The sequence below is a fragment of the Gaoshiqia sp. US2 genome (assembly GCF_059705485.1).
The window spans coordinates 2941274-2952794 of sequence record NZ_AP048550.1 but is presented as its reverse complement, the minus strand read 5'-3'; the positions used below and the strand labels follow the sequence as shown (position 1 = coordinate 2952794).

The 11521-nt window shown below is 45.6% G+C and carries 9 protein-coding genes; 1 reads left to right on the top strand and 8 read right to left on the bottom strand.

The features are described 5' to 3' along the window. The first annotated feature begins 30 nt into the window (after positions 1-30). Complete coding sequence (locus AC6H3C_RS11750) at positions 31-765, top strand: FadR/GntR family transcriptional regulator (RefSeq protein ID WP_497521012.1); 735 nt, start codon at positions 31-33, stop codon at positions 763-765. Positions 766-777: 12 nt separating this feature from the next. Here the strand turns inward: AC6H3C_RS11750 and fucP are convergent, their stop codons facing one another. The 8 genes from fucP to AC6H3C_RS11710 all read right to left on the bottom strand — a co-directional run bounded on the left by fucP (position 778) and on the right by AC6H3C_RS11710 (position 11519). Further along, positions 778-2214 (bottom strand): L-fucose:H+ symporter permease, encoded by a 1437-nt coding sequence (fucP, locus tag AC6H3C_RS11745; protein ID WP_497521011.1) that lies wholly within the window; start codon positions 2212-2214, stop codon positions 778-780. A 6-nt stretch (positions 2215-2220) separates the two neighbouring features. Continuing rightward, complete coding sequence (locus AC6H3C_RS11740) at positions 2221-3480, bottom strand: DUF6786 family protein (RefSeq protein ID WP_497521010.1); 1260 nt, start codon at positions 3478-3480, stop codon at positions 2221-2223. Between the two features lie 15 nt (positions 3481-3495). Further along, entirely contained in the window at positions 3496-4653 is a 1158-nt protein-coding gene (locus tag AC6H3C_RS11735; protein ID WP_497521009.1) for a glycoside hydrolase family 172 protein, read from the bottom strand. 47 nt (positions 4654-4700) lie between these two features. After that, positions 4701-5708: a LacI family DNA-binding transcriptional regulator gene (locus tag AC6H3C_RS11730; RefSeq protein ID WP_497521008.1), complete on the bottom strand. Its 1008-nt coding sequence runs from the start codon at positions 5706-5708 to the stop codon at positions 4701-4703. Between the two features lie 163 nt (positions 5709-5871). Next, a complete protein-coding gene (locus AC6H3C_RS11725) occupies positions 5872-7065 on the bottom strand; it encodes a C1 family peptidase (protein WP_497521007.1) in 1194 nt (397 codons plus the stop codon). A 190-nt stretch (positions 7066-7255) separates the two neighbouring features. Further along, positions 7256-8593, bottom strand: a complete 1338-nt coding sequence (locus AC6H3C_RS11720; RefSeq protein ID WP_497521006.1) for a rhamnogalacturonidase — start codon at positions 8591-8593, stop codon at positions 7256-7258. 453 nt (positions 8594-9046) lie between these two features. Beyond that, the gene (gene tnpA / locus AC6H3C_RS11715; RefSeq protein WP_497521005.1) at positions 9047-9469 is read right to left on the bottom strand and encodes an IS200/IS605 family transposase; all 423 of its coding nucleotides are present in this window, start codon (positions 9467-9469) and stop codon (positions 9047-9049) included. 16 nt (positions 9470-9485) lie between these two features. After that, positions 9486-11519 carry an alpha-L-fucosidase gene (locus AC6H3C_RS11710; protein WP_497521004.1) on the bottom strand — a complete coding sequence of 678 codons (2034 nt, stop codon included), beginning with the start codon at positions 11517-11519 and terminating at the stop codon, positions 9486-9488. Between the last annotated feature and the right edge of the window lie 2 nt (positions 11520-11521).

Genomic DNA, 11521 nt, shown 5'->3' with positions numbered 1-11521 from the left:
TATGTCCTACATATTACAAAACACATCTTTATGAGCCAAGACGATAAAACCCTGATCGCTGCTATTGATACGAGGAGTTTAGTAGATAAAGTGGAAATGAACCTGGTTGATTTTTTCAAAAGGAAAGCCCTGCAACCCGGCGATGTCATTCCGAAGGAAATAGAATTGGCCACCGCGATGGGCGTTAGCCGTACCGTGATCAGGGAATCACTGAACCGCTTAAAAACAATGGGGATGATTGAATCCAAAAAGCACATCGGAACCGTTATCACCAGTCCGGACATCTCTTCACTCCTTGAAAAATCGATGATTCCTCACATTCTAGACAACAGCACGTTAAAAGATATTTTTGAACTCCGGCTCGTCCTCGAAATCGGCATGGGGGATTTGATTTTCAGACATATTACAGGCGACGACATCAAAGAATTGGAGGAAATCGTTGATCAGGAACCCGAATTCAGCGAAGATATTCTTTTCGATATCAGCCACGAGATTACCTTTCATGGCAAGCTGTATGAAATCACGGGAAACAAGACGCTGAAGAATTTCCAGAAACTGTTATTACCCGTATTCAACTACGTATATGACAGTGGATTAATCCACAAAAATGTTACCAACAAAAGATATGTGTCCCACAAGGGAATCGTCAATATATTAAAAAATGGTTCTCCCGATGAATTCCGCGTAGCCATGAGAAAACACCTGGAGAACCATTTTCAACGAATACTCACCCTTGAGCAGCATGGAAACAACCACGCCGAATAAGGCCGAACTGTTTTACGCTTTCGCTAACCGTTGTTGATTTCGGCAAACAATGCCGCCGTAATAGGCAATAATGAGGAAGGCAACGGCCGGAACCCAATAGGCCAGTTTGATGCTTCCTGACTGATCGGAAACAATTCCCTGGATCTGGGTGAGAACGGCTGCCCCGGCAATGGCCATCACCATTCCGGCGCCCCCCATCTTGGTATCGCTGCCCAAACCGGCAATTCCCAATCCGTAGATTGTAGGAAACATCAGCGACATGCAGCCTGAAATTCCGATCAACGCATAAACCCCGATCCAGCCATTTGCATAAATAACCACCAGGCTGCAAACAACAGCGAATAAAGCCAGGGCAGTCAGTAACAGGCGCGGTTTAATAAATTTCATCAGTCCCGTACTGATAAAACGGACCATCACAAACAGAACAAGAGAGATGATATAATAGGTAGCTCCTGCCTGCTCCGGTGTCCGGGGAAGCATGGCTTCGAGGCCCATCCATTCAAACAAATTATAAAAACCTGCCGCCAATGGCTCAAGATTGCGCAAGCTGATAATAATTTCCTCTGATGAAACATCTCTTCCCAAACCGGCTACCACTTCTTCGAGCTGCAGTTGCTGCATGACATAGCGGATAATAAACGACCAGACCGCTATTTGAGCGCCAACATAAAAAAACTGGGCGACTACACCCCACACATAATTCTTATTCTTTTTCAGCCGTTTGAGCGTACCAGCAAAATCCAGACTTTTATCATCCTCCTCTCTCAGATTGGGCATCCGGGTAAAATAAATCGTGATGAGCAAGGCAACAATGACCACACCAACAGCCATATAGGCCATGGTGACGGCATTTAACTCGGCCCCTTGTATCTTGATTAGCTCTTCTGCCGGAAGGGCTGCCCGGTCGGCAGCGCTCATGGTATTCAACTGCGATAGAATAAAAACCTGGCTGACGACCACTCCGGTTATGGCTCCAAACGGGTTAAACGATTGGGCAAAATTTAATCGCTGCGTGGCCGTTTCTTCGGGTCCGATCGCACAAACATAAGAGTTGGCTGAAGTTTCAAGAATTGAAAGTCCGGCGAAAAGAACCAGGATCGCCAACAAGAACATCAAAAAACTGATGTTGATGTTCCAGCCGGCAATCAGCATCGCGGGATAAAAAAGAAAGGTCCCGGCCGAGTACATGCCCAGGCCCAGCATCACCCCGGCTTTATAGGTAAACCGTTTGATAAACAAAGCAGCCGGAACCGCAAAACAACCGTAACCAAACAGGTAACAGGCAACCTGAATCCAGGCCGTTTTGGAATCGGAGAGGCTCATAATCCGTTTAAATGCCGCCAGCATCGTATCGGTCAGGTTATTGGGCAAAGCCCATGCGAAAAACAGCGAGGTCAGCAAAATGAAGGCCAGAACAATTCCTTTCGGTATAATGGGTTTCTTTTCCATAAAAGATTACTTGAATTTCGACTCAATAGCATAAAGATCCAGATCAAACAAGCTGCTGACCACTTTGGCCAGTTCTGCTTTTTCGCCCTGAATATGCACGACCCGCTGGCTGTGTGTAAGCGACCCGCCCGGCGCCAGCGCTGCTGCCGGCGACGAAGTCTCAATTTCATAAAAAGGCCCCATCATTGATCCGTCGTCCACCGGTCCGTCGTTATACGAATTAATCACATCGCCGGCATACGGATTTTCCTGCATTCCCCAGTTTGAATTTACGTATTCCCGGGGTTCGTCGGGCAAGGTGCACCAGAGCAGCGTGAGGATGTTTTTCTCCGAATCGTAACTTCCGCACAACTCTTTGGCTCTTCCCGGCGGCAAGCCTATTTTACTCCGGTAGTTGCCGTCGATCTTAAAATAAACTGTCCCCTTTTCAACAATCAACCGGTCTGAAGGAACTTTTCCGAAATATTCGTCATTCACAACGACTCCGTCGCCCGCTTCGTTATAAGGAATAAAAACCGTAGTAGACGGAGAGGGATTAAACATACACAGCAACCAAACTGACAGCAAGCCGCTTTCTTTTACCCACGGGTTATTCCCCGTATTTGTGATGGTGTTATCAGTCTGATAGGCCACCACGTCCAGGTCTTTTTCTGGCAGGCCGACATGAAATACCGAAGATAGTTCGTCCCGGCCGACAAGCGATACTTTCCGAACAATGTCTACCTGAAATTCCGTACCCGAAGCGTTCTTAAGCACGGTATTTTTCTCGAAAACAACATGCCGCGAATCCAGTTCTTTCACCTTGTAAGCTTCGGTATCGAGCACCGGCGGAACAAGCCAGTTTTTAAATACCTGCTCCTCTCCTTCTTTAAAATAGATTGAAAACGGGCCTCCTTCAGGGCCGATCCAAAAACGTTCTTCACCGCCCACCGGGTTAAACTGCTTGCTTTGGATGCCGGAGCGAATCAAGTCGTAATTGATCCAGCCGAAACTGGCGCCTTTTCTTCCATTTGCCGACGAGGTCATTACTCTTCCCTGGTATTCAGGGACCAGCAACAGACTGGCTTTTGCATGCTCATCTTTCAGTTCAATGGTTCCGATCTGATGTGCTTCCAAAAATGCAACATCATAGCCATAGGTGCCCGGGAGATATTCATTCTGATTGTCTTCGGTTTTTTGCGACTTTTTGCCGCCTGATGTACAGGCAAGCGCCAAAACCAACAGCAGGAGCGGAAGGTTCATCCGGTAAAATTTATGGTAGCTCATCCTAAATTGTCTTCGTTAATTAACCTCCAGTTCTTCCCACGAGGGTAATTTGGGGAATTTCGCATGGGGCTCTGTCTGATACCAGAATGCAACCGATGAGATATCCGATTTCTGGGGCAAATACCTTCCTCCGTGACGCCAGCCCAAATCCTGAATGGTAATTTTCAAGTCTTTTTTAAACCGGACCGGATCGAGAATATGCCAACGGTATAAGCCGAAACGTTGTTGTGATTTATAGGTTCCGTCGGGTCGGATGACCTGGTGAAGACCGGCATAAGGGGTACAAAATTCTTTATATTGTCCCTCCCGGTCGAAATTGTAGGAACCACAGAAATAATCCTCGGTGCCGGTACCGCAAATCGTGGGGAATTGTTTGTCGCCATCTATAAAAAACTTGATTTCGCCTTCGCCCCACCAGCCATTGTTATTGACACCCCAGGCCATGTAAACGCCCACAAAATGGCCTTGTCCCTTAATGTTGTCAACAATCGTATAATCGGAGGTGACGTTCGGATTTGCCCGCCGGTATTGGGCATGAAAATAAGCGGCGTCCTGCGGCACATCGGCAAGCGTATAATCAACCTGATAGTACAGGCGCATTTCTTCACGATCGTTAATATTTTCCATCGTAATCCTGCACTTCTTCCTAAACGGCATGGGCCAGTAACAGTTAAAAGCACTCCCCGGATTGACACAAACCGCCAGCGAACTCAGGGGCGCATATACATTCCATCCCATCGCAAAGAAATCGCCAACCGGACACTCCACGGAAGGTTCTTTCTCGTCGTCCCAGTAGAACCTGATAATCGAAAATTTCCAGTTTCCGGTAGGCGTCATCCAAATATGCTGTATCGCTCCGGGGCCGTCAATTTCGGCCAATGTAAAAGTTTCGCCCGGGTTAATGATGATGAAAGGGTTAACTTTCCAGCCCTGCCCCAGATCACGGGCAGCATGAGAGGCATTGGCAACATTGCGCTGATCTTTGTCTTCGATCTTTGCCATACCACCTTTCCCTTTTTCACCTGTGAAATTTTCAGGACTGATTGAGCGTGTTTCGGCATTCGAAAGCCGGTATAAATTACCCATATTCAATTCCAGTCCGTTAAAGCCCGACTGGGAGAAAACGTCAAACGCCATGAAGCAGATGACGACTAAAAATCCGATTTTTTTCATGATGTATTTATTTTAGTTTAATTGGTCATTCATCCTATTCAAAAAATTCAGCCACACGATGTTCTCAGAACCAACTGGGGTTTCAGTATCACTTGGGATATTTCACCGACACCTTTCAACTGGCTCACAAGCAACTGAACGGCCAGTTGGCCCATCTCTTCCAGGGGTTGTTGAATATAGGTCAGCGGAGGATCAAAAAAATCAAAGGCCTCATTGCCATCGAATCCAACAATGGCCAGTTCATCAGGTACTTTAATCTGATATTTTTTCAGCGCATACAAACCTGCCAGCGATAAGGCATTGGTCGCAAAGATTAAGGCATCTGTTTTATCTTCCTGCGAAATTCGCCGAATAACACCGTCCATTTCATCATTCATCGAATGATAAGTCACTTCTTCGATACAGATAAAATCGTCCAAACCGTGGTCGCTCATCGACCGGACATAACCCCTTATTCGTTCCTCCATGTGAATCAACGAACTCCGGTAAACAATCAGGCTAATTCGTTTATGACCTTTAGACAGCAGGTGGGTAACAGAATCGTAAACCGCATTAAAATTATCCAGGATCACATAATTTGTTTCCAGTTCCCGGATATAACGGTCGATTAAAACAACGGGGATATTCTTCTTCCAAAGTGATCTCACCTGTTCGTCACATCCCTCCGATGGCACGATGATAAAGCCATCGACCTGCCGGTTTAAAAAAGTATCGAGCAGTGACTCCGATTTTGAACAACTTTCATCCGAACTCCCAAAAATGACCGTATAATTATACCTGATGGCTTCATCTTCGATGATTCGTGCCAAATGTCCGAAAAACGGGTTGGCAATATCAGCAACAATCAGTCCGATCGTACTGGTAGCCCCTTTGCGTAAACTCCGGGCGATTTGGTTCGGTTGATAATTTAACTCTTTGGCTGCCTGTTTAATCCGTTTAACCACATCCGCGCCAACACGCTTTTCTTTCTCCAATCCGTTTAAGACATACGACACCGCCGCGGTTGAAACACCGACCTTATTGGCAATATCTTTTAACGATACTTTTTTTGACATTTTCGTAGTGAATAGCGCCAATAAATATATGCTTAATCGTTTAATCAATTCAGAAAAGAACCGATGTTTTACAGCAGATGATGATGCAAGCCATAAAATCACAAAAGGCTGTCCGAATAGTTCGTAACAGCCTTTTGTGATTCCAAGTTTGCTTTTCAGCTTATTATAAATCCAGTTTTTTCCGGATGTGTTTGGGGATGGCATCTTTATGGACCATAATACTCATGGTTTTATATTTCACGTATGGTTTTGATGCGTAAAAATTACCGCCGTAATCGTTGTAATCGCCCCACGAATTTTTCACTTTGTAATACAAATTGCCGTTCTGATCTTTTGCCATTCCGAAAATCAGCATCCCGTGATCGTCGGTGGTCTGATAATTATCAAAATCAATTTGTCTTATTTCCTGGGTAATTTGTTTTTCTTTACCCGGCTTATTCAGGGAGTAGAGCTGTTCTTCTTTTTCTTTTTCCGAGAGCTTTTCCCATTTGCCAATCTCCGCATCCGACATTTCCGTTTTGTCACGCTCGGGAACAACAGCCACTCCATGTTTGGAGGTGCTGAATCCTTTCTCGCTGACATCGGCAGCCCAGGCGACGGTATAACCGCTCGCTATGGAGAAATCGATAATTTCCTCCAGTTCGTCCATGGGAACATTGTAAACTTCGTCCCACATCCAGTTATCGGGCACTTCAATAATGAATTTGGTATAAAACGGATGATGCGTATAGGAACTAACTTCCACGTAATCGTCCATATTCAGGCCGACATAATCTCTGGCAAAGCTGATCGGCGTATAGTCTTTTCCTTCATAAACAAACTTTTCAGGAAGCTTTCCTAAATATGAATCCAGGGTTCGGCGAATCACCGATTCCCACGAAGAACTCAATTTTTTATTCCGGTTTTCAACAATGGCCTTCACCTGTTCTTCGAGCACACGATCCATTTCGCCGTGTACATGTTTCTCTTCACCGTAGTTTAATCCGGCATAAACCGATTCAGGCACAATCCCGTATTTTCTGATCATATGGGTCACATCGTGAAAAGCGCCACCAGCCGAAAAATTCAGGTTACCGTGCAAACGAACTGTTTTAATGGCCTTTTCATCATAGGTGTGCCACACGATAAACATTTCCGATAAATCAACATCGGGTTTACCCAACCTGAGCATCTCTGCCTCCAAAAAGCTGAGACCTGAAAACGACCAGCAGGTTCCCGAGCGGTACTGATCTTTAACTGATGTAACCGGCAATATATTGATGTCGGTAAACTGAAAACCCTCATCGGCCTGAACGGCTTCATTCTGCGCAAATACAAACGTGTTTAATAACACGGCAAACACTGTAAACAGTGCCATCTTTCCAAAATTCTTCATCTTCCCTTTTATTATATTCCCTTCTGACGCCCAAGATAATCATATTTTATTAACAGGACGCATCGGATTTTGACTGAAAAACTAACTTAGAATTAATCTTTACAACATGTTTCCGGATTAATTTTCGGTATGGGTATTCAAAAATTAATATGAATTACACCCGGATTCCTGTTTAATTAATTTTTTCGCCGTTCACGGTCAGGTTAATCAGGGTCAGTCCGTCAAAAAGGTCTTTTCTCAATTCACCGTTTTCGGCCACGATGTTTACATTTTCGAAGGTGAAATTTTTCAGAATGTCGTTTTCAGAAACGTCCAGGTCGGCAAAAATCGCACATTTCAGATCGATATTTCTGAACACCACCTGTTCGGACAATGACAAGGGCATACTCTCGCGTCCCTGCAAATCGAAAAACTGGCGCCACGGTTTGGCATAAATCAAACGCTGAGCCTGCCCTGTGATATTTTCAACCAGGATGTATTCGTAATGTTGCGGCGTATCGGGTCGCATCTTCAGCCATAAAACCCGGGAAGGTCCGTCAACCGAACAATTTCGCACAATAATGTTGCGATCGTGGATCGATTCGCTGCCGCAGGTGACCGCCGAATGACAAAAACCAAACTCACAATTTTGTATAATTACATTGATGTTCGGGCCATTGTCCGGATCGGTATCGGCCCACGGCCCCTTCCCTCCTTTTAAGGCAATGGCATCATCATTTACCGACAGGTAACAACCATCAATTAATACATCAGCGCAGGCATCAAGATCAATGGCGTCGGTGCTTGGAGCCTTCACCGGTTCTGCAGGAGAATAAATATGTAAGTCAAGCAATTTTACCTGGTTGCATTTATAAAGGTGAGTGGTCCAGAACCCGGAATTCAGCAGCTTCACATCCTGCAACTGAACATGATTACTGTTTTGGATGAAAATGAGGCGGGGGCGGGATACTTCCAGGTTTGTGCACTGCGGATTTTCAGCCCTTCGCTGCCAAAAAGCCTCCCAGTATTTGAGCCCGTTTCCATCGATGGTCCCTTTTCCCGAAATGGTAAAGCCATCGACCCCATAAGCATTTACCACAGCCGGGAAATAATCGATGCTTTGTCCTTCCATCCGCGATGGCATCAAAGGAAAATTTGCAATATCATCCGAACCCAGCAAAACCCCGCCTTCCTGCACGTGCAAATGTGTTCCGGGTTTAAAAAACAAGGCGCCGGTTAAAAAACGTCCCTCCGGAATGATAACCACTCCTCCTCCCTGGCTGGCTGCGTCATCGATTGTCCGTTGTATGGCTTCGGTATTCATGGTTTGTCCGTCGCCTACCGCCCCATAGCCGGTTACAACGAGTTGCACACCCAGCGTATCGGGATTAATCTTACCCGTATTGCTGAACCATGCCGGAATTTCAGTTCCGTCCGGAAAATAATCCACCTGCTGTTTCACGGCCGTATTACATGAAATCAGTTGAAAAAGCATTGTAAATATCCCCAGTATTGTTGTCAATCTTTTCATATCAAACTGCTAATTGGTTTTGTTCTTTTATAAGTTCATTTTAGAAGAACAAAAATCGGTTTTAACTGAAATTACAAGGGGTAGATTTGTACGTAACAGACCTGTCAAATTGTTTTTTTTATAAAAAAGCTGAGTGCCAGTGTTCAGTAATCAGTTTCGGTTTTACTCAGGTACTTTTTAGTTCCAAGCCCCATGCCCCATGCCCCAAGCTGCAATGCGACCAATTATCCAAAACTCCGCCACCAACTCACCACCGATTACTGATTGACCTCCCACCCCGGAGGGTGACATCCCGGTAGCCCTGAAGTTCTACCCCGATGTCGGCTCATTATTTGCTGACCACCGGACTAAAAATCCACACCCAAAGGATGTGGCTTTGGGATAACCCCTGGAAGGGGTAATTTGCTTTTACCCTCAAAGAAGGTAAAAGTTGTTGTCCCCACAGGTTAATGACTACTTTTCTTCTTCTCGTTTATCTTTCTTTTCCTGATACTTGACGTACCTCTTGATCATCTCCGCATCCAGTCCTACTGTATCCACACAGTAGCCTTTTGACCAGAAATGATTGCCCCAATAGGGGCGGCTCTTCAAGCTCTTATATTTGTTGAACAGCCGAATTGCTGTTCGTCCTTTAAAAATCCCAACCATGTCAGAAATAGAGACTTTCGGCGGAACCATCAAAACCAGATGTACGTGATCTTCCTGTACGTTCAACTCCTCAATAATACAGCCTTTCTGCTCCGAGAAAGCCTTGATGCAGTGTTCCACTTCAATTTTGATTTCTCCCTTCAATATTCTATACCTATATTTAGGGGTCCATACGATATGGTACATGCAATGCCAGATCGCATGCGACAACTTCTTAAAACTAAACATTTTCTTTTATTTATAATTATTCGTCTATCAGATCAAGCTCGGCAATGCCCAGCATTTGCTGACTGTCTGCAACTGAGAATGTTTCAAATTTCAGGAAGCCCGCTTCTATCGTTTTCCCGAAATTAATGGTTTGCACGACCGGATTATTGCGAATATTCGAAAAATCTCCGGTAGCAACGGGCAGCCAGTTTTCACCATTGTCGCTAACAGAAATCCGGTAGTCGAGCGCAACACCTCGAGGCCAGCGCGCCTGATCGGGCAGATACCTTATTCCGGAAAACCGGACTGGCTGACCAAATTCGACTATCGCTTCTTTCATGCCATGCGTACTCACCCAACTGGAATTCGGATTACCGTCAAACAGCGGTAATTTGGGTTGATCGCTCCCGGCCAATCGCCAGTTTGCTTTGGAAATGCCAAACAGTTGCCTGCCGGTTTCGCCGTGGACGTCACCATGATAAACAACGGCTTTTATCAATACTTTATCATCCATCATGAACGGTTCGGTATATTTTGAAGAAAACCGGGAGGGAGCAGAACCGTCGGTTGTATAAAACACTTCGCCAAATCTTTCAGGAGAAAGAATGGTGACCATCCCCTGCTGGTTTCGACAAATAACAGGTTCGTCCAACAAAATAGGCGCGTTAAAAACGGCAACTTTCGTTATCATCGCCGGAGCCAGCATCTGTTCGAAAGAAATCCGGAGCTTTTGGGTTTTAACCGGTTTAAAACGAAGGATACGCTTGTAGCCGATGGTGCTCGCCGAAACCAGCCTTTCCCAACTCCCGTTGTGCAAGTATTCGACCCGGAATGCCTTAACCCGCTGTCCTTCCGGAATGTATTCCTGAATCAGCAGACGATTCATGGAAAAAGGCTTTACAAAGTCAATTTCCAGGTAATCGGCTTCGCCTGAGGCTTCCCAGTACGATTCATAGTCGTCGTCAAACGCCTTTTTTAAATTTTCTTTTCTATTCGAGAAAAAGCGACAGGCCGAAGTCATCAGGTTTTCACTGAAATCCCTGTCAAGCTGAAGCTTCCATTCCAACAGGCGAAGCGAATCGACCGGATGTACCAATCCGCGTTTATCGGGGCTCAGGTTAAGCAAGAGCAAGCTGTTTCGCCCGACACTTTCATAATAAATGTCCGTTAAACGAGGTAAAGATTTCACCTGATGGTCCTCTGCGGTATGATAATACCAACCGGGGCGTACAGAAACATCTGTTTCGGAAGGCAGCCAGCGGGAGCCGTTCTCATGACCTTCATTTAGTTGTTCCTGACTGCTCTTATCGTTACTGAACCGGTCATTGGGAAACAATGTGCTCCAATGTGTTTCGCCAGCATAGCCGTCTTCGTTGCCTACCCAGCGGATATCCGGAAGCCCGCCTCCGTGTACAATACAGTTAGGTTGTAAATTCCGAACCAAATCAACAAATCCCCTCCAATCGCAATAATTGTCTGATATACTGCGATTGTGTAATGAGTCGGTCCCGTAATAGCCACGACCGCCATTGGCTCCGTCAAACCAGATCTCAAACAGTTCTCCGTAATTGACAAGCAACTCGGTCAGCTGGTTTTTGAAATATTGGTTGTATCCGGGTTCTCCGTAGTCACGATGATTACAGTCCCACGGTGAAAGGTAAAGTCCCATTTTCAATCCGTACTCGTTGCATGCGTCGGCAAATTCGCGCACGACATCGCCCCTTCCGTTTTTCCAGGGCGAATTTTTTACACTGTGTTCGGTGTAGGCCGAAGGCCATAAACAAAAGCCATCATGATGTTTGGCAGTGAGAATGATGCCCTTTAAACCGGCATCTTTGCAAATCTTTACCCATTGTCGACAGTTCAGGTTTGTAGGATTGAACAAGTCGGGAGACTCGTTACCATAACCCCACTCCATATCGGTGAAGGTGTTGATACTGAAATGCACAAAAGCAATGGTTTCCATTTTCTGCCATTGCATCTGCAAAGCGGTAGGTTTGGGTAATTGCTCCTGTGCCGCCAAGCCACTGATCAGGAAAAAAATGAAACCCGGGATTATTTGTATCTTCATGG

Coding starts and splice junctions, on each gene's coding strand:
- AC6H3C_RS11750 (WP_497521012.1), top strand. CDS start 31: ATGAGCCAAGACGATAAAACCCTGATCGCTGCTATTGATACGAGGAGT.
- fucP (WP_497521011.1), bottom strand. CDS start 2,214: ATGGAAAAGAAACCCATTATACCGAAAGGAATTGTTCTGGCCTTCATT.
- AC6H3C_RS11740 (WP_497521010.1), bottom strand. CDS start 3,480: ATGAGCTACCATAAATTTTACCGGATGAACCTTCCGCTCCTGCTGTTG.
- AC6H3C_RS11735 (WP_497521009.1), bottom strand. CDS start 4,653: ATGAAAAAAATCGGATTTTTAGTCGTCATCTGCTTCATGGCGTTTGAC.
- AC6H3C_RS11730 (WP_497521008.1), bottom strand. CDS start 5,708: ATGTCAAAAAAAGTATCGTTAAAAGATATTGCCAATAAGGTCGGTGTT.
- AC6H3C_RS11725 (WP_497521007.1), bottom strand. CDS start 7,065: ATGGCACTGTTTACAGTGTTTGCCGTGTTATTAAACACGTTTGTATTT.
- AC6H3C_RS11720 (WP_497521006.1), bottom strand. CDS start 8,593: ATGAAAAGATTGACAACAATACTGGGGATATTTACAATGCTTTTTCAA.
- tnpA (WP_497521005.1), bottom strand. CDS start 9,469: ATGTTTAGTTTTAAGAAGTTGTCGCATGCGATCTGGCATTGCATGTAC.
- AC6H3C_RS11710 (WP_497521004.1), bottom strand. CDS start 11,519: ATGAAGATACAAATAATCCCGGGTTTCATTTTTTTCCTGATCAGTGGC.